This window comes from Neobacillus vireti, from assembly GCF_036962465.1.
Lineage (GTDB): Bacteria > Bacillota > Bacilli > Bacillales > Cytobacillaceae > Neobacillus > Neobacillus vireti_B.
Genome location: NZ_JBALNF010000001.1, coordinates 19,871 through 39,539 on the forward strand (window position 1 = coordinate 19,871; position 19,669 = coordinate 39,539).

Here is a 19,669-nt window from a genome sequence, read left to right on the forward strand (position 1 = left end):
ATAATTACTCCTTCCAGCCAATAAAACTCATCATTCTTCCTGTTCTGCCTTTATCACGGCGATGAGAAAAAAATTCCTCATGATCGCAGCTAGAACATAAGCCTGTTTGAAGAATATTTTGCTCTGGAACACCAGATGCAAGAAGAATTTGTTTATTTAGTTCCTGTAGATTAAGGGAATATTGCCCTTCACTAATTAAATTATAGGTGAATGCCGCGCCTTCTACTAGTGATTTTTCTACAAAGTTTATAACATGTTGATCAACCATATAACAATTTTCGCAAATGGAAGGTCCAATTGCGACATAAATTTTATCTGGCCTAATCCCCTCTTGACCCCATGAGTCTATCATTTTCTTGGCGATTTGACCAACGCTTCCTTTCCAGCCCGCGTGAGCGATACCAATCATCCTTCTCTCTGGGGCAATAAAAAAAAGAGGGACACAGTCAGCAAAACAAAGTGTTAACAGGATACCCTCTTCATCCGTATAAAATCCATCAGTACCTTTAAAGGCATTTTCGTATGAATCGGATCCAATTCCACGATCACTTTTTGTTATTTTCTTGAGGATCGTATCGTGTGTTTGTTCAGCACCAACCCAGCTGCTTAACGGAAAATTCAGCAATTCAGAGACTTTTTCTCTATTTGAACTTACAACGGTTACATCATCACCAACATGAAATCCTAGGTTCAGGGTTTTAAAGTATCCCTTGCTCGTCCCGCCATTTTTCGTTGTGAAGCCGGCCGTCAATTTCGGGAACCGTCTCATCCAACTATCAATTGATAAATAGGAATGATTATTTTTAACAAAGGGTTCCATCATATTACCTCTTTTGTTTTTCTATAGTTTACCATGAAAAGAAATTTTGGTCACCGCATATGAAAGATTTAAACTTCTGTCTGCTCCCCTATCAATTCATTGCTGCCCTTATATCTAACCAAAATGACGTCATGTCCTATTTTAAGGATATTTTTCCACGGAATGATGATATCTTCATCTTTACCAAAGAAACCAAGAACTCTGCCGCCTCCAGAAATAATCACTGCCTCAATTTTCCCGGTTGTTAAATTAATCTCAATATCCCCAATATTCCCCAGCCTTTTACCATCAGATACATTTACGACATCTTTTATTTGGAATTCCGAAATTTTCACCACATCACCACTCCCGCTCCCATACTATTATCACTATATGTGGGCACAGGCTATTTTATCTATAAAAAATAAAGCTGTCCGGTTGGACAGCTTTAGCTTTGAATATTTTTGTTCATTTGTCTAATTGCTGCTTTCTCAAGACGTGAAACTTGGGCTTGTGAAATACCAATTTCATCTGCGACTTCCATTTGTGTTTTCCCTTGGAAGAATCGCTTTCTAAGAATCAGCTTTTCTCGTTCGTTAAGTCTTCGCATGCCCTCCTTAAGGGCAATTTCTTCAATCCAATTAATATCTTTATTTTTTTCATCACTTAGCTGGTCCATTACATAAATAGGGTCACCGCCATCATTATAGATGGGTTCAAATAAGGAGACCGGATCTTGGATTGCATCCAATGCAAAAACGATTTCCTCATGCGGTACTTCCAAGACCTTTGCAATTTCTTCTGCAGTTGGTTCACGTGAGGTCTCGCTCATCAATCGTTCCCTCACCTGTAGCGCCTTATAGGCAATATCTCGTAAGGAACGCGACACACGAATTGGATTATTATCACGCAAATACCTTCGAATTTCTCCTATGATCATAGGTACGGCATAAGTGGAAAACTTTACGTTTTGACCTAAATCGAAGTTATCAATTGATTTCATGAGTCCAATACAGCCAACCTGAAATAAATCATCAACAAACTCGCCACGATTGTTAAACCGCTGAATGACGCTAAGGACAAGACGTAAATTACCGTTGACAAGCTTTTCACGAGCACTTATATCGCCCTCTTGCATTTGCTTGAAGAGTATTCTCATTTCTTCGTTCTTTAAAACAGGAAGTTTTGATGTGTCTACACCGCAAATTTCAACTTTATTTCGAGTCAATCCTTTTCCCTCCTCACAGGAGCTGCTGTACAAAAAACAGTATCTCCCCGAGAAGGAAAAATATGCACCTGTCCTTATAATCTGGCAGGTGCATAAATGTCGAAAAATGCGGTGACATCACGAATTGAATAGGTTTTTGGAATGGAAAAATTTTTCTTTTATAGTTAAAAATTTATAGTAATTAGTCTGTTCCAACTCCTGTCCGTTCCTAAACCATTTTATTGAATTCTTTCCGCAATCTTTTGATAATTCTTTTTTCCAGTCTGGAAATATAGGATTGAGATATCCCAAGCATATCGGCAACATCTTTCTGGGTTTTTTCTTCTCCATTTGTCAAGCCAAACCTTAGCTCCATAATTTGCTTTTCACGGTCAGTAAGCTGATGTAATGCTTTTGTCAGCAGTTTCCGATCAACACTTGCCTCTAAATCTTTTGTAATAATATCATCGTCTGTTCCTAAAACATCTGATAAGAGCAGCTCGTTACCATCCCAATCGATGTTCAGCGGTTCATCAAACGATACTTCTGATCTTATTTTGTTATTCCGTCTTAAGTACATTAGAATTTCATTTTCAATGCATCGTGATGCATATGTAGCTAGTTTTATTTTCTTTTCAGGATTAAACGTATTGACTGCTTTGATCAATCCAATTGTTCCAATACTAATCAGATCCTCAATATTGATGCCTGTATTCTCAAATTTTCTCGCAATGTACACAACGAGACGTAGATTTCGTTCAATTAGGATTGATCTTGCAGCCTTATCACCACCAGGGAGCTTTTTCAACAAAACCTCTTCTTCGTCCTTACTCAAAGGAGGTGGTAATGCTTCGCTTCCGCCGATGTAATAAACTTCATCTGTTTTAAGTCCTAGTTTTAGTAATAATTTATACCAATAGTAAGTTAAGCGAAATCTCCATTTTTTCATGTATGTTCCTCCTTCTAAAAAATGTTCTGATTGAGTATAGTTATATTAACTTACCTTCACAGTCCCTCCTTGCTGCTTAGGTCCCGTCAGCATTTTGGGATGAACAATACATTGGAAGGCATCATCAGCCGAGAGCTGCTGCATCGTAAACGAAACAAGACCCTTTTCACATACATATTGATCACCGTTATGTTCGATTAAAATGAGATCGGGTTTAATGGCAACAATCAGCTGGTGCTCTTGTCCAACGACTCGGCACGGAATGATTCTTAGCCTATTCTGCCAATCATTAGGCAAATCCTGACTTCCTATTATGAACTGTTCTGGATCGGCCGCTGCCAGCCTGCTAATGGATTCTGGAACAGCTTCCCTTTGGTTTATTAGAGAAACAATCATAACAGGGAGTTTAGACAACGGATCATACAGTTGATTTCCACTATCAACCAATCCCTTGAAATGCATCCTTTCGTCGGCGATATGGAGTTGAACACTGACAATTTGATCAAATTGGATTTTTGTCATTTCCATACCTTCTACATTTTTTCTTGCGAAGTGCCAGGCCAGCGGAAAGCCAATCAGTACAAACAGCCAGCTAATTGGGTCACCAAATCCCTTCACACTTGAAGATAGAACCTTTACGGACAGCTCTAAATCGGATTGAATGAAATAATGGGCACCCATTAAGCCTCCGCCAATCAAAAAAGTAGAAACATAGAGCGTCATTAAGGCCTTAAAGAAAAAGGTTAACCGTTTAAATCCAAAAGTGCATAGTACCATCAACATTGAGCAAATAAGTTTTGAGATAGGATGGCTGGTATAGGCATTTAGTGGTGTAAACGATAATAAAATAATCAATGAACCTATAAATCCACCGGCAAGTAATCTCCAGATTTGTATTCTTCTTTTAAGAAATATAGCCGTTAAGTACAGGAGAAGGCTATCGAATAACAAATTAAGAGCCCAAATTACATCAAGATAAACTGTCAAGCCAGCTTCCTCCTTAATTCAGCTATTGGCTCATGATTCTATTCTTCTGTTTACGAAAAAGTATAACGTACTTTACTAGCGGAAGTGTGTCACTTTCTGTAATCAAAAAATCAGAAATTTTCACAAAAGCAAACGGAATTTGTCATATTTATATAGTTGAAAATATGAAAAAGGCGCAGTCCCTAGTGGACTGCGCCTCTTTCATTTTAAAAAATTATCTTCTTCTATTGCGATTACGTAAGAATGTTGGGATATCTAGTGCATCCTCTTGAGAAACATTGGTATTACGGACTGGTTCCTGTGGAGCTTCTTCACGTTTGTGTTCTCTCTTAACAGGGTTGACAGTCGTTTTCACTTGTCCAAAAGATGGTCTTGTAACTTTTGGCTGAGCTACTTCTTCATTAAAGCCCGTTGCAATAACTGTAACAATAATTTCGTCTTTTAATGTTTCATTGATAACAGAACCGAAAATCATATTTACTTCTTGATCGGTTGCTGTAGCAACGATATCGGCTGCTTCTTGAACCTCATAAAGGCTTAAGTTAGATCCACCGGTAATATTCATTAGTACACCTTGAGCACCATCGATAGATGTCTCTAGAAGAGGAGAATTGATTGCCTTTTTAGCAGCTTCAGTTGCACGATTTTCACCGGCAGCAACTCCGATACCCATTAAAGCAGAACCTTTATTAGACATAATCGTTTTTACGTCAGCGAAGTCCAAGTTAATTAATCCTGGTGTAGCAATTAAATCAGAGATACCCTGAACCCCTTGACGCAATACATTATCTGCTTCACGGAATGCTTCAAGCATAGGCGTACTTTTATCAACTATTTCAAGGAGACGATCATTTGGAATCACAATGAGTGTATCAACTGCTTCTTTCATTGCCCCAATACCGCCTGATGCCTGGTTCGAACGCTTTTTACCTTCGAAGGTAAATGGTCGTGTGACAACACCTACCGTTAAGGCACCTAAATCGCGGGCGATTTGCGCAATAACTGGAGCTGCACCAGTACCAGTTCCTCCGCCCATCCCAGCTGTTACAAAGACCATATCGGCCCCTCTAAGCGCCTCTTCAATTTGTTCTTTGCTTTCTTCTGCAGCCTTTTTACCTACCTCTGGATTAGCACCTGCTCCCAGACCGCGGGTAAGTTTGGCACCAATCTGCATTTTAACTTCTGCTTTTGATAGATTTAAGGCCTGTGCATCTGTATTAACGGCGATAAATTCTACGCCTTGAACTCCATGTTCAATCATTCGATTTACTGCGTTATTGCCTCCGCCGCCAACTCCAATTACTTTTATTGTTGCAAGAGAATCTAAATTTGTATCAAATTCTAACATGACAAATCCTCCTAATTCGTTGATCTACTTTTTCTTATTCAAAAAAGTAACCAAGGAATTTTTTTACTTTTGATGACATTTTTTCTTCAGGTTGTTTTTCTACCTTAGTTTTAGGTTGATGTTGTTTTGGTATTCTTTTTTCGATTGGCTCCGAAACCGACACCGCAGAGGTTGATCCATTGGTTCCTCCAGGTAATCTAGCATTCTTGTAAGCATACTTAATTAAGCCAACCGCTGTTGTATATTGAGGTTCTCTTACACCTATATAGTCAGGTGAGGCAATACGGACTGGATTTTGGAACATATCTTGAGCAAGCTCCAACAAACCTTGCATTTTTGCTGATCCGCCTGTTAAGACAAAACCACCAGGTAAATCCATTACACCCATACGTTTCAATTCATTTGCGATCAGTTCAAAAATTTCTTCCATTCTAGCTTCAATAATTTCAGACACATAGAGTTGGTTAAATTGCTGATGCTGGTCACTTCCGATGATTGGTACGCTGAAGAATTCATCTTCCGAGGCATTATCATAGAAGGCATGTCCATATTTTATCTTAATATTTTCAGCATCCTCTGTTGAGGTATGCAAAACTTTAGAAAGATCATTTGTAAGCAGATCTCCGCCAACTGGAATCACACTGGTTGCTTTTAAGAATCCTTCTTCGAACACAGCAATCGTAGTGGACCCTCCGCCGATATCGATCATGGCAACACCCAGATTCTTCTCATCCCTTGATAAGGCAAAATCTCCTGCTGCCAATGGCTGCAGGATAATATCTAAAATTTCTAGGCCTGCACGTTCCACACAGCGTAAAGTGTTGATGATTATCGATTTAGAACCAGTTATCAGCGTTCCTTCCATTTCTAGACGAACACCAATCATCCCGCGAGGATCATTAATTTCATCCTTACCATCAAGAATAAATTGTTTACGAATAACGCCAATGTTTTCTCTTTCCGGTGGTATAGAACCAACGTGAGATGCCTCAATTACACGAATAACATCCTCATTAGTTATTTCCCGGTTTTGGCTTGATACAGCTACAATACCGTGACAGTTATGCAGCATGATGTCTCTGCCTGATATACCGACCACTACTTCGCGGATTTCCATTCCGATCATTCTCTCTGCCTGCTCAATTGCCCGCTTAATAGAATGAACGGTATCATCCATGTCAACAATCGACCCTTTACGCAAACCTTCTGATTTCACATTTCCAACACCAATTATGTTTAACGTGTCTTTTCCAGAGTCATTGACCATTTCACCAATGATTACTTTTACACTGGATGTACCGATGTCAAGACTAACATATATTTCATTGCTGTTCATTCTATGGCACCTCCTTTTAATCTCCTTGGGAAGAACAACAATTTCATTTTTCGACCTATACTAGTTTCATAGTCATATCTTATAAAATTATTCGTCACAACTACATATTTCCCTTTAAAAAATTCAACTTTTTTCTATTTTTTCTTTGTTTGTTGACCATTTTGTCAATAATATTCTCCGTATCACGGCAATATTTTGAAACAATCTGACACCAAACGCAAAAACGGCTGCTAAATACAAGTCTACACCAAGATGAACACCGAGAAAAGCTAAACTTGCTGCCAGAACAATATTAAAAAAGAATCCTGATACAAACACCTTTTCATCATAAATATTTTGCAGGTATGCTCTAATTCCTCCAAAAAGTGTGTCAAAAGCTGCCAAAATAGCAATCGACAAATAATTGGAATACTCCTCAGGGATTCGAAGTTCCGTTAGTAATCCAAGAATGATACCAATTACAAGTCCCATAAACGGAAGCCACATCAGGAACCGCCTCCTTCTTTAATCGGCTCCATATACTTTACCCGGATCGAATTATCATAGGCAGGTATCGTAATGTCGGGTTTTGATGCCGAAACTTCAAGTCGTAAGCTTTCAGTAAAAAATTCATCCCTGGCTTTTGATACCTTCATTCGGTTTGATAAATTTTCCGCAGTATTCATATCATCTACGCCTATATTTATCTCAATTGGCAGTCCTTTTATGGTATGCCCATCAATTTTTGTTTCTCCATTTATATCTCTAATTACAGTGGTATTAATGATCCTTTGACCATCTATTGCTACATATTTTGCTTCATACATATTCAGTTCGTTTAATAACCTTTTTAAAAGCTCAGGCGAAACCGAATCTTTCACTGGGGCTCCAAGCCGGACATCTTCCATCACCGGTTCAATCATGAGGCTGATTCCAGGACCGGTGATTTCCGTTAACCCTGCCTCCCCTTTTAACTCATGTAATGTATCATTTAACGCTTGTTCCTTACTTTGTTTTCGCTTAGATTCATAGGCTGATAGTTTTTCATCGTTAGAACGTATCTCACTCAGCAAATTAGATTGTAGTGCTTTTTCCTTTAGGAGTGCCTCTCGAAGCTGCCATATATCCCGCGTATCACGTTCTACTGGTTTCTTCACTGTTTGGAACTGAATTGCGATCATAAATCCAACCAAAGTCGCTACTAAGGTAAAGCTTATATTGATCGTCCGCTTGTCCACTTTTTTCACCTGACCTTCTCCTTCATTTCGTGTGGACACAAATTAGCTGCCTAAGATTGGATTAAGGACGATTTCATCCTCCTTTTCCATCGAAAAAACTACATTGTCATTTACTAATTGATCCTTCACTCCACCTGTAAGATTTAATGAAGAAGAAAGAACATCCGGATCACCTATCGCCGTAATAACAAACGGTGCTGGATACGGCATTCCATCAACTGTAATAACCGGTCCATTACAGACAATATAGGAATGGCTTGTCAGCCTCTGTCCGTTAATGGCTACAGCTGCAGCCCCTGAGATATACAATTCGGTGATTACTTTAAAAACATGCTGTTCATGTACAAGGTAATTGTTCACATTGTCTTCTTTTGGGTCATAGGCTCCATCAGAAAGAGTCACTCTAACACCCTTGCCCCGTACCTTTACTTTTCCAAGGAACATCCGATATTTCTCTGCATCTTCTGCAAGATTAAGGAAACTTTCGGTCTCCTTAGAAAGATTTTTTTCATTTTTCAGGACCTCGCCCTGCTTCTGATTTAATTCCTTTTGCAGTTTGCGATTGGTTTCCTCTTGAGCAATTAATTGGTTTCTTAATCCTAGGGTTTCTTCATATTGAGTACCTGAAAGATTCCGTTTTTCATTTTGAAGTTTTATTTGGGTAAGGTGATACGAAAAAGCAACCATAAAACCCAAAACCAAGCAAACGAGTGACAAGATAAAGTGCTTCCCTTTCACCTTTATCTTATTCAACGTTTTTCCCCTCCCCATCCGATTCAAAAGCCTTAAAATAGGAACCTACTTCCAAGTCAATTAATCCTTTCTTTGTCGGATCTAATTGGCTAATAATCGAAGGATAATGGACCATTTTTTCTGAAAAACTTCTCAGCGTTGCGCTGACTTCAAAGCCATCATTCATAAATAAGGAAATATGATACCGGTCAGTTTTTTTCGGAGTATAATGTATTTCAGAAATGGAGTTTGTAATTTCAATTGGAAGTTTTTCTAACTCTTTTACCATTAGGTTAAGAACCGAACCTTCCTTAAATTCGAAAAGAATCGGAGAATTAACTGGGATTATTTCCGTTTTTCTGTCCTTTAAAATCTTACCATTTTCCATAATGGGAAGGTAGTTTTTACCGTTTTTAAGATATGCAACTCTAATATGTTCTTTCACTTGAATTTGAATAGAATTAGGCCATTTTATCTGAACTTCTGCCTTTTTAATCTCTGATAATTGGTCAAGTTTTAAAGCAACATTACTTTTTTTTACCTTCCAGATATTCGATTGCGTTGTAATACCACTCGCCTTAATGATTTCATGATCTGAATATACTTCATTCCCTGTCACAATAATATGTTTTACATGACTTAATGGAGATTGGGAATAGGCAACAACGACTATTACTGCAAAAAACAAAATCAGCAGGAGTACAAGACGTCTGTTTGCCTTTCGTCGTCTTTGCTCCTTCAGTTTTGGTATACGATCCTCAAGAGCAACGATTTTACCATTTTCCATCCCTAAACTCTCCTCCAAAAGAAAAGCGTGAGCGCTATTTTGAGCGCGTAAGTTATAGTTTACAAATTATGTATGAAACCTTAAAACTTTAAGCGGTTGCCCCAAAGCTTGTCCATTTTACTTAACGGCCACTATAAAGAGAAACAACGGCACGAAAATTCATGCCGTCACTGATTTTCTTGCTAGTATCCACGTATTATTATTATTTGTAATTATAACACAATTTTTGTCATTCGTAAGGAGTTTCTTACCGTAAAAGTAAGGTTATCTACCGATAATCTCAACTTCTGTTTCCATTTTAACCTGATATAAACGATAGATTGTATCCTTTACATACTGTATTAATGATAGGACATCTTCCGCAGTTGCATTGCCGGCATTCACAATGAAATTTCCGTGCATTTCTGATATTTTTGCCCCACCGATGCTATAGCCCTTTAAGTCAGCATCCTCAATTAACTTACCTGCATAATTTGGAAGGGGATTGCGGAAAATACTGCCTGCACAAGGAAAATTCCATGGCTGTGTTTCTTTCCGATAATCCTTGTTTTTTTGCATTTGGGCAACAATCGCTGCACGGTCACCTTGGGTAAGTTTAAAAACTGCCTCTAAAACAATCCCAGGGCGTTTCTTTTGAAGAATAGATGTTCGATATGAAAACTCCATCTCTTGATTCGACAGCCATTCCATCGATCCATCATCAAACAGAATATGAGCTTTCGTTAAGATTTTGCTAATATCTGAACCATGTGCGCCAGCATTCATATACACTGCACCGCCAACAGAACCAGGAATGCCGCTGGCAAATTCGAGGCCAGAAAGCCCTTTTTTACTGATTGAAGTAGCCAGACTAACAAGAGAGTATCCACCGCCGACGGTAATTTCAGTTTCATTTATTTCGAGGTGGTCTAAACCTGAACCTAGCTTAATAACCGCCCCTTCTATTCCTTTATCCGAAACTAACAGATTAGACCCTCTGCCAATGGCTCGCCATTTAAGGCCATTCTTTTCAATAACTGCCATAGCCTTTTTTAAGTTATCAACTGATGAAGGTTCAATAAAAAGGTCAGCAGGACCACCAATTTTTATTGTCGTATGATTTAACAATGGTTCATTTGTCTTCACTTTTCCAATATTTAAGTTTTGTAATTCTGTTAAAATTGTGTCCATCTATACCACCTAACTTTCCTAGATGCGTTTTTTTCAGTTTATGCAAGAAATTTATTTGGGCTACTTTTGATTTGTTTTTACAAGTTGTTTCATTACCTCATAAAGCCGTCCGGCTGAATCAGGAACGCCCATTTTTTTGGCTTTAGCTTTCATATCTTTTAAATGTTCACTGTTTAAGAGAATTCGATCAATTTGGAAGACAAGACTTTTATTATTTAAATCCTTCTCTAGCAGTAATTGTGCTGCGCCATGATCACTTAAAGATCTGGCATTTTTTTCTTGATGGTTATTGGTTACATAGGGGCTTGGAACTAGAATACTTGGAATTCCTAATGAGGTTAATTCGGCAAGTGTGGTGGCTCCCGCTCTTGACACAACCAAATCAATCCCAGCCAGCACTTCTGGCATGTTATGAATGAATGGCTTTATCACCACATTTTTGGGATTTCCCACTAGCTCTACTTCCTTTTGGACAGCCTCATAATGGACGTCACCCGTAATATAGAGAACTTGGTATGGTTTTTCTGCTAATTCAGCGAGTGCCTTAACAACAGCTTCATTAATCGGCCGAGCCCCCCGGCTCCCGCCAAAAATTAGAACGGCTGGTTTGGTGGCACTAAGTCCTGCTGATAAACGTCCCTTAATTCCATCCTTACCAAGCACCTCAGAAGCTCTAGGATTTCCCGTAAAAATAACTTTCTCATTAGGAAAATATTCCCTTGCCTCTTCAAAACAAATAGCGATCTTGTTTACATATCGGCTTAAAAATTTATTGGTTAAACCTGGTACACTATTCTGCTCGTGAATAATAGTTGGAATTCCAAGCCCTTTTGCAGCATAAACAACAGGACCGCACACATAACCACCTGTGCCAATCACAACATCGGGTTGAAACTCTTTTAGAATTCTCTTACTATCCTGAACACCTTTTATAAATCTAATAATGGTTTTTACATTATCAAACGATAGTTTTCTTTTAAAACCAGTAATATGAATCGATTTAAACTCAATATTTTCCCTTGGGACAAGCTTACTTTCTAAGCCATTCGTTGTTCCAATATATAAAAACTCTGTTTCTTTGTTTTCTTTTTGAATTTCTCTAATGAGTGCGAGAGCAGGATATATATGTCCACCAGTCCCTCCGCCACTTACTACTACTTTCATTTTCTCACCTCTAAAAAGTTGCTAAACACATTCTACTATAAAAACAAAAGAAAATATGCCAGAAAAAATAATGTTATTGAATTGTAATAAAGAAAGAATGGCTTAATTTTTATCTATTTATAGATAGACTTAAACTGCTGCCCCTATTAAATTTCCATTAAAACATAAAAAGAACCCTGCCAAGTGAACAGGGTATCAATTCAATTTAAAAGCGTGAATATCGGCTGATATTCAGGAGAACACCAATCGCCATTAGCATTAATGTTAATGAAGATCCTCCGTAACTTAAGAATGGCAGAGTAATACCTGTAACCGGCATTAGCCCGGTAACAACCCCAATATTTATCATAACTTGAATGGCCACCATGGCAATAATTCCAACAGCAAGGAAGCTTCCATATAGATCAGGTGCACCAAGGGCAATCCGAATGCCCCGCCATAACAAAAGGGCAAACAAAAGTAAAATGAACGAACCGCCAATAAAGCCGAGTTCTTCGGATAGGATCGCAAAGATAAAATCTGTCTGCGGTTCCGGTAAGTAAAAAAACTTCTGCCTGCTCTCCCCGAGTCCTAAGCCAAATAACCCGCCCGGACCAATTGCATAAAGGGATTGAATAATTTGAAATCCACTCCCCAATGGATCCGACCAAGGGTCAAGGAAAGAGGTGATCCGTTTAATCCGATATGGTGCAGAAGCAATTAATCCAATAAACCCTGCTACTCCCAGAAGACCCAAAAAAGCAAAATGACTGATTCGAGCGCCAGCAATAAAAATCATGACCACGCAAGTCCCCATCATTACCGTTCCCGTTCCTAAGTCTGGCTGGAGCATAATCATAGCAAATGCAACAAAGGCAAGACCAAGAGAAGGCATAAGGCCCTTTTTAAAGGAGGTAATGAATTTTTGGCGTTCTGATAAATATTTTGCTAAAAAAGCGATCATAGCAAGTTTCATAAACTCGGAAGGCTGAATAGAAAATGCCCCTACCCCAATCCAGCTTCTTGAACCATTCCGAACATTCCCGATACCTGGAATTAACACGAGTACTAACAGAACAAAACAAACAATGAGGATTGTTTTGGCATAAGTTCTCCACGTCCAGTAATTTATGTTCATAATAAAAAACATCGCAACGATTCCCACCCCGGCAAAGAGGGTCTGCCTTTTTGCAAAGAAAAAGGAATCTTGGAATTTATATTCGGCCCAGACGGCACTAGCGCTGTATACCATGATGAGCCCGATTGCCAGCAGTGTGAATGTTACAATCATTAAGATAAAGTCGGGAGTTGTTCTTTTTGTCGGCACCACTATCCACCTCAAAACACGTGTTTTTAGGGCTCCGCTAGTAGTTATTAGCTGAACTAGATGAGTGTCTAGCTCCAGCGCCCAGCGGCTAGTGTCCTTCGCTCTTCTCCCTACGATAAGTCAACACGAAAAAGCTTCCGCTCTTCGTTTGTCTAGCTGCAGCGCCTGTTCAAGGCGCTTCCGCTTTTCCGTTTCCTTTATCTCAGTCGAAGCGCTCCAGGCCATACGCCGCTATACGTGCGCTTCCGCTTTTCGAAGGACAAGCCCTTACTTAAGCTTATGCACCGCTTCGATAAAAATGTCTCCCCGGACTTCAAAACTTTTATATTGATCCCAGCTTGCACAAGCAGGTGATAAAAGGATGACGTCGCCAGGTTCTGAATATCGATAAGCTTCCGGCACTGCCTTCTCAACATTATCGACACGGCTGATGGAATTTATTCCGGCTAGCTTCCCAACCCTCTCAAGCTTAGGAGCTGTTTGACCAAACGTGATTAACGCTTTTACATTGGTTAAATACGGAAGCAGCTCATCAAACTCATTACCGCGGTCAAGTCCACCCGCAAGTAAAATCGTCGGCGCTTTAAACGCCGATAAAGCCTTAATAGTGGCTAAGATATTCGTAGCCTTCGAATCATTATAAACCTTCCTGCCATTTACATCAGCGACATACTGCAAACGGTGCCTGACACCCGTAAAGGTTTTGAGGACGGTTTGGATGGCGCTGTTTTCTACGCCTGATAGTTTGGCAGCAGCCATGGCAGATAAGATGTTTTCGAGGTTATGTACCCCCGGCAGTACGATTTCACTAATTTCCATTACCGGCTCACGATTAAAGATCAACCAGCCATCCTTAATAAAAGCTCCCTCTGAAAGTTCCTTTTTAGTGGAGAAAGGAATAATCGTCGCTTTTGAATTTCGCGCAATTTCCATTGTTTCTTCTTGGTCCGCATTGATGACTAAATAGTCATGTTCAGACTGGTTTTTCGTAATATTGGCTTTCGCCTGAATGTATTCCTTTCTGGTGCCGTGATAATCCAGATGGGCATCATAAAGGTTAGTAATGATCGCAATTTTCGGAGTAAAGCTGTTAATTCCCATTAATTGAAAAGACGAAAGTTCGATGACAATCCTATTGTCCTTTGTCGCCTTTTGAGCAACACCTGAAGCAACCGTACCGATATTACCTGCTATTAACGGCTTTTTGTTTCCTTCCTTCATCATTTCATAGACAAGGGTAGTCGTAGTTGTTTTGCCATTTGTACCTGTAATCCCTATAAAGGGAGCTTCAGAAATTTCATACGCAAGCTCTACCTCCGTAATGACAGGAATTTCCTTTTCAATAGCCCCTTCAATCATTGGATTATGATAAGGAATACCTGGGTTTTTCACAATTAGTTCGAAACCCTCATCCAAGAGTTCAATTGGGTGCTCACCACAAATTACTTTTATCCCTTGCTCTAGTAATCCTTGAGCCTCGGGATTTTCTGATAATGGCTTTTTATCATTCACAGTAACAAACGCTCCAAGCTTATGTAACAAAGAGGCTGCCGTTACACCACTTTTAGCTAAACCCAGTACAAGAATTTTTTTATAACGATAAGATTCGATCTGTTTCAATTACAACCACACCTCAATATAGATTCCTAGTATCGCTAAAATTAATCCAACACTCCAAAACGTTACGACAACCCGCCATTCCGACCAGCCCACTAGTTCATAGTGATGATGCAAGGGGCTCATTCGGAAGATCCGTTTCCCGGTAGTTTTAAAGGAAGCTACCTGAAGAATGACCGACAAGGTTTCAATTACAAATACACCGCCAATAATAATTAGCAGGATTTCCAGCTTTGTTAGGATTGCAATCGCGGCAATTGCCCCTCCTAACGCTAATGATCCTGTATCACCCATAAATACTTTAGCAGGATGGGCATTAAATACCAAGAACCCTAACACCGCTCCAACAACGGCTACAGAAAACACGGCAATTTCAAACTGATTTTGATTCCAAGCAAGCACAGCGAAAGCTCCAAAAGCAATCGCTGCGGTGCCTGACACCAAACCGTCGAGACCATCCGTTAGATTGACCGCATTAGAGAAGCCGACAAGCCAGAAAATAATTAATAACACATATCCCCAGCCCAAATCAATGGAAAAATCACCAAAAGGAAACTTGATTTCAGTTGACTGACCAGTGTGTTTATAGATTAGATAAAAGATGACAGATATAATAATTTGTCCTAATAGTTTCTGCCTGGATGTAAGTCCGAGGTTACGTTTTAATACAACCTTAATAAAGTCATCCAAAAAACCTAACAGGCCAAATCCAAATGTGACAAACAAGAGTAAAAAAGCTGTTACTGGTGTATGGTCTGCAAATTTCGCAATCATAACCAGCGTGGTAATGATTATTGAAAATAAAATCATCACTCCCCCCATCGTCGGAGTACCTGATTTTTTCTGGTGCGACTTAGGGCCTTCCTCACGAATGCTTTGTCCAAATTTCAATCTTCGCAAGAAGGGAATAAAAATAGGAGAAAGCAAAACCGAGATCAAAAAACCCATTATTATTGTGAAAAAAATAACTTGCTCCTTCATTTTATCCCCTCCTTTCCTGATTATTTTCTGATGTCAGCTTTGCTAGTTGCCCAGCAATATCATATGTTTGGTTATTTTTATTAAGAAGTTTATTGTTTGAAATTTTAAAGATTGTTCTATCCATATGCTTGTTCGTTTCTCCATCTATTTTTTCTATATAAAGATTAATGATATCTCTTAAGGCTTCCGCCAGGTCATTTGTTAAAAAAATCGGAAACTGGTTAGGCAGGTAGCGCGGAAGCGTAACTTCTTTATCCCAAATGGCAGCTACAGCCCCATTTGAGATGGCTTCTAAGAGCTCCCCTGACTCTTTGCTAATCGGCACAAATAATCCTTTTGACTGTTCCAAAGCGGCTAAGTCAGACACTGTACTAAACAGTATTTCATCTTGAGTTCCCCGTTTATCGGTAAACAACCGGGCCAAATCTTTTAAAGCTAGAAACATGACTATCTCCCCTCAATCGCTTCCCTTGCAACAAGACGGTCATCGAAATCATGAACCTCATTACCAATAATTTGATAGGTTTCATGCCCTTTACCGGCGATTAAGATGACATCTCCAGCTGATGCCTGACTTACAGCTGTATATATGGCTTTTCTCCGGTCAGGAATGACTTGATAGGTTTCCCCTTTTACCCCTGCTTCCATATCCTTCAAGATATCTAAAGGATCTTCGCTTCTAGGATTATCTGATGTCAAGATCGGATCTGTTGCTAATTGACAGGCAATCTGCGCCATTAATGGGCGTTTTGTTCGGTCGCGATCCCCTCCGCAGCCAACAATAACGAAAACCTTTTTCTCCGCAAAATGCTGGATCGTTTTTAATACATTTTCTAAACTATCCGGTGTATGCGCATAATCAACAATGACGGTAAAATCCTGACCTGCATTTACAAGTTCAAACCTTCCAGCAACCCCCTCGACACTTTCAATAGAATGAATGATTTGTTCGATTGGAAGTTGCGAGACTAATGCAGCTCCAATACTGGCCAGTACATTGTAGACACTGAATTTGCCAATTAACTGCATGCGAATTGGATAGGTAACACCCAATATATCAAGGTCAAAGACGGTTCCCTTCGGTGTCATCTGAATATTTTTGGCCTTGAGATCTGCCTTTTGCTCAATTCCGTATGTAACAACATGTGCAGCAGTTGAACGGCTATACATTTCTGAAGCATCATCATCCGCGTTTAGGACAGCATATTTTGGTTTCCTTAAGTCAAATGTATTACCAAGCTGCGCAAATAATAAGCTTTTTGCCCGCTTATATTCTTCCATTGTGTGATGGTAGTCAAGGTGGTCTTGTGTAAGGTTAGTAAAAACCGCCACATTATAATCACAGCCATGAACCCTTCCTAAATCCAGGGCATGCGATGAGACCTCCATCACAGCTGTGTTAACACCAGCATCGACCATTTGGTTAAAGGTTTTTTGAAGCGTCAAACTTTCCGGAGTGGTATTTTTGGTTTCAATGATCTGGTCCGCGATTTTTGTATACATCGTGCCAATTAAGCCCGTCTTCTTCCCGGCATCGGCAAATATTTTTTCAATTAAGTGGCTAGTGGTTGTTTTCCCATTCGTTCCTGTTATTCCGATTAAGTGAAGACTTTTAGTCGGCTGCCCATAAAAGGCATCAGCAAGAACGGCCATCGCCCTCATAGTATCGTTAACTAGCAAAACCGGAACGTCTAACTCTAATGGTCTTTCAGCAAGAACGGCAGCTGCTCCATTCTTAACTGCTGATTCCGCGAAATCATGTCCATCCACGGTATATCCTTTAATGCAAATAAATAAGCTCCCTTTTTGCACCTTTCTATTATCGTTTTCAATCGATGTAATTTCTGGGTTCTCCCCATTATAAGGCAAAATGGGGTGCAAATTTTCAAGCAGCTTTTGTAGCTTCATTTTTTCTCAAATCCTCTCATTACTGCGCATAACTATTATCAGTAGTTTATGCCTAAACGTAAATCCTTACGAAAGTTCCATCTTATTTTACATTAAAATATTTTATTTTACCATTTAGTAATGAATCCGTAATAAAAATTTTAGGCGGCGGAAAACATTCCGGCCGCCTCCTATTTTCACGTTATTGATTTATTTAGTCTCCTTTACCAAAGTAAAGTCTTACTTTTGAGCCTTCTTTTACCTTCGTACCCGGATCCGGAGATTGTCTCACTACCACATCACCTTCGCCGCTTGAATCAATTGAAAGATTAATAAGCTGCTCTTGAAGTTCACTTTTCGACATGCCAACAAAATCTGGTAACTTCACCAAAGGTACATCGGGCCATTTGATTTCTTTCTCTATTTGATCCTTACGCGGTTTCACTCCCATTGCACTTAAGCCGTCTTTCATAATTGCACCTACGATCGGAGCGCTGACGGTACCCCCGAAGGCAGTAACCCCCTTCGGATTATCAACTGCTACATAGATTACAATTTGCGGGTCGTCTGCAGGTGCAAACCCCATAAAGGAAACAATAAAGTTATTTTCAAGGTATCTTCCATTCTGTGCTTTTTGTGCTGTTCCTGTCTTTCCTCCGACTCGATACCCTTCAATAAATGCCCTTCCACCTGAACCCTTTGCCACAACACTTTCTAATGCACTACGGATTTCTTTCGATGTTTTTTCTGTAATAACCCGTCTTTTTACTACTGGCGTATTTCTCATCACCACTTCTTTTGTAACTGGATCAATAAGCTCTTTTGCGATATAGGGCTTGTATAGAATCCCGCCATTAATGGCGGCAGATACCGCTGTAATTTGTTGGATTGGTGTAACAGACACACCCTGTCCAAAAGCCGTCGTCGCTTGTTCAACTGGACCAACCCGATTCAAATTAAATAATATTCCGGTTCCTTCGCCTTGCAAATCAATACCAGTCTTTTGGCCAAATCCAAAATCCTTAATATACTTAAAGAGCTTATCCTTTCCTAATCGTTCTCCTAACTCGACAAAACCCGGGTTACAAGAATTTTCAACAACCTCGAGGAAGGTTTGGTCACCGTGGCCGCCTCTCTTCCAACACTTTAACCTTGCCCCAGCCACTTGAACAGAGCCTGAATCATGAAAATGCTCCTTCTCCAAGTTGACCTTCCCTTCATTCAATGCTGCAGCAAGAGTGATGATTTTAAAGGTAGACCCTGGTTCATAGGTTGACCAGACTGGGAGGTTTCGATTGTAGACCTCTTGAGAAACATTTCGAAAATTAGCGGGATCAAACGTTGGCCGGCTCGACATCGCCAATATTTCACCGTTATTCGGATTCATTGCGATGGCGACAATGCCATCGGGATTATACTTCGCTTGGGCGATATCCAGCTCTCTTTCAACGATTGTTTGTATTTTCGAATCAATCGTTAATTGTAAATCGAGCCCTTTGGTGGGCTGCTCATAGTCATCTGCCATATCGTTCATTCTTTCCCCTTTAGCGTTGGCATAAAATTTCACAGCCCCCCTTTCACCACTCAATTCTTTATCATAAAACTGTTCAAGTCCCATTAGTCCTTGGTTGTCCACTCCTGTAAAGCCCAGAACATGAGAAAGGTAGCTTCCATTTGGATAATACCGTTTGGAATCTTCTCCAACATAGACTCCTTCGAGTCCAAGAGCCCTAATTTCTTTCGCCTTTTCATGGGAGATTTTGCGGCCTTCTTTTATCCGGACTGATGAGGCTTTTTTAGTAATTTCTCGGTAGGCTGTTTCTTTAGACATATTTAATACCGTCGCAAGCTTCTCAGCTGTGGCTGCCGGGTCTTTAATTTGCCGTGGTATTACATAGACGGTGGGTGCACTAATATTGGTTGCTAACGCTACCCCATTCCGATCAACAATTTTGCCCCGCTCCGGTTCAAAAGGGATATTTCGACTCCACGAACCTTTCGCTTTATCGGTCAGCATATCACCAAGAACAAACTGAACGTATCCAAGGCGAACATCAATAATTAAGAAGGCAAGGAATCCAACGAATAGTGCAATCATTAGCCGTTTTCGAACAGTAACATTAGAAACACGCATATAATGAATGATCCTCCTTTAGTCCACATTCACTTTCAGTATCGTTCA

At 39.8% G+C, this 19,669-nt stretch carries 19 protein-coding genes; all 19 read right to left on the bottom strand.

Annotation, left to right across the window (positions count from 1 at the left end):
* Nucleotides 1–4: 4 nt before the first annotated feature.
* The gene (gene pgeF, locus V7077_RS00100) at nucleotides 5–820 is read right to left on the bottom strand and encodes a peptidoglycan editing factor PgeF (RefSeq protein WP_420489594.1); all 816 of its coding nucleotides are present in this window, start codon (nucleotides 818–820) and stop codon (nucleotides 5–7) included.
* 68 nt (nucleotides 821–888) lie between these two features.
* Complete coding sequence (locus tag V7077_RS00105; RefSeq protein ID WP_335497755.1) at nucleotides 889–1,158, bottom strand: YlmC/YmxH family sporulation protein; 270 nt, start codon at nucleotides 1,156–1,158, stop codon at nucleotides 889–891.
* 89 nt (nucleotides 1,159–1,247) lie between these two features.
* The gene (sigG, locus tag V7077_RS00110) at nucleotides 1,248–2,027 is read right to left on the bottom strand and encodes an RNA polymerase sporulation sigma factor SigG (protein ID WP_215040714.1); all 780 of its coding nucleotides are present in this window, start codon (nucleotides 2,025–2,027) and stop codon (nucleotides 1,248–1,250) included.
* 208 nt (nucleotides 2,028–2,235) lie between these two features.
* Nucleotides 2,236–2,955, bottom strand: coding sequence for an RNA polymerase sporulation sigma factor SigE (gene sigE, locus V7077_RS00115; RefSeq protein ID WP_215040713.1), 720 nt, complete (start codon nucleotides 2,953–2,955; stop codon nucleotides 2,236–2,238).
* 45 nt (nucleotides 2,956–3,000) lie between these two features.
* Entirely contained in the window at nucleotides 3,001–3,942 is a 942-nt protein-coding gene (gene spoIIGA, locus V7077_RS00120; protein WP_335497757.1) for a sigma-E processing peptidase SpoIIGA, read from the bottom strand.
* Nucleotides 3,943–4,156: 214 nt separating this feature from the next.
* Nucleotides 4,157–5,290, bottom strand: coding sequence for a cell division protein FtsZ (gene ftsZ, locus V7077_RS00125; protein ID WP_335497758.1), 1,134 nt, complete (start codon nucleotides 5,288–5,290; stop codon nucleotides 4,157–4,159).
* A gap of 34 nt (nucleotides 5,291–5,324) precedes the next feature.
* A complete protein-coding gene (gene ftsA, locus V7077_RS00130) occupies nucleotides 5,325–6,626 on the bottom strand; it encodes a cell division protein FtsA (protein WP_335497760.1) in 1,302 nt (433 codons plus the stop codon).
* A gap of 123 nt (nucleotides 6,627–6,749) precedes the next feature.
* Nucleotides 6,750–7,112, bottom strand: a complete 363-nt coding sequence (locus V7077_RS00135; protein WP_215040709.1) for a small basic family protein — start codon at nucleotides 7,110–7,112, stop codon at nucleotides 6,750–6,752.
* Nucleotides 7,112–7,843 (bottom strand): DUF881 domain-containing protein, encoded by a 732-nt coding sequence (locus tag V7077_RS00140; RefSeq protein WP_335497857.1) that lies wholly within the window; start codon nucleotides 7,841–7,843, stop codon nucleotides 7,112–7,114. Before V7077_RS00140 ends, V7077_RS00135 begins: the two co-directional genes overlap by 1 nt.
* A 42-nt stretch (nucleotides 7,844–7,885) precedes the next feature.
* Nucleotides 7,886–8,614 (bottom strand): DUF881 domain-containing protein, encoded by a 729-nt coding sequence (locus tag V7077_RS00145; RefSeq protein WP_420489593.1) that lies wholly within the window; start codon nucleotides 8,612–8,614, stop codon nucleotides 7,886–7,888.
* A complete protein-coding gene (locus tag V7077_RS00150) occupies nucleotides 8,589–9,362 on the bottom strand; it encodes a cell division protein FtsQ/DivIB (RefSeq protein ID WP_335497763.1) in 774 nt (257 codons plus the stop codon). The genes V7077_RS00145 and V7077_RS00150 overlap by 26 nt, the downstream gene beginning before the upstream one ends.
* 264 nt (nucleotides 9,363–9,626) lie before the next feature.
* On the bottom strand, nucleotides 9,627–10,532 hold the full coding sequence (murB, locus tag V7077_RS00155; protein ID WP_335497764.1) for a UDP-N-acetylmuramate dehydrogenase: 906 nt from the start codon (nucleotides 10,530–10,532) through the stop codon (nucleotides 9,627–9,629).
* A gap of 60 nt (nucleotides 10,533–10,592) precedes the next feature.
* A complete protein-coding gene (gene murG / locus V7077_RS00160) occupies nucleotides 10,593–11,696 on the bottom strand; it encodes an undecaprenyldiphospho-muramoylpentapeptide beta-N-acetylglucosaminyltransferase (RefSeq protein ID WP_335497766.1) in 1,104 nt (367 codons plus the stop codon).
* A 205-nt stretch (nucleotides 11,697–11,901) separates the two neighbouring features.
* The gene (spoVE, locus tag V7077_RS00165; RefSeq protein ID WP_420489595.1) at nucleotides 11,902–12,966 is read right to left on the bottom strand and encodes a stage V sporulation protein E; all 1,065 of its coding nucleotides are present in this window, start codon (nucleotides 12,964–12,966) and stop codon (nucleotides 11,902–11,904) included.
* 303 nt (nucleotides 12,967–13,269) lie between these two features.
* Nucleotides 13,270–14,622 (bottom strand): UDP-N-acetylmuramoyl-L-alanine--D-glutamate ligase, encoded by a 1,353-nt coding sequence (gene murD, locus V7077_RS00170; protein ID WP_335497768.1) that lies wholly within the window; start codon nucleotides 14,620–14,622, stop codon nucleotides 13,270–13,272.
* The gene (gene mraY / locus V7077_RS00175; RefSeq protein WP_215040702.1) at nucleotides 14,623–15,600 is read right to left on the bottom strand and encodes a phospho-N-acetylmuramoyl-pentapeptide-transferase; all 978 of its coding nucleotides are present in this window, start codon (nucleotides 15,598–15,600) and stop codon (nucleotides 14,623–14,625) included.
* A 1-nt stretch (nucleotide 15,601) separates the two neighbouring features.
* Complete coding sequence (locus tag V7077_RS00180; protein WP_335497769.1) at nucleotides 15,602–16,045, bottom strand: hypothetical protein; 444 nt, start codon at nucleotides 16,043–16,045, stop codon at nucleotides 15,602–15,604.
* Between the two features lie 2 nt (nucleotides 16,046–16,047).
* On the bottom strand, nucleotides 16,048–17,508 hold the full coding sequence (locus tag V7077_RS00185; protein ID WP_335497771.1) for a UDP-N-acetylmuramoyl-L-alanyl-D-glutamate--2,6-diaminopimelate ligase: 1,461 nt from the start codon (nucleotides 17,506–17,508) through the stop codon (nucleotides 16,048–16,050).
* A 193-nt stretch (nucleotides 17,509–17,701) separates the two neighbouring features.
* Entirely contained in the window at nucleotides 17,702–19,621 is a 1,920-nt protein-coding gene (locus V7077_RS00190) for a stage V sporulation protein D (RefSeq protein ID WP_335497773.1), read from the bottom strand.
* Nucleotides 19,622–19,669: the final 48 nt, after the last annotated feature.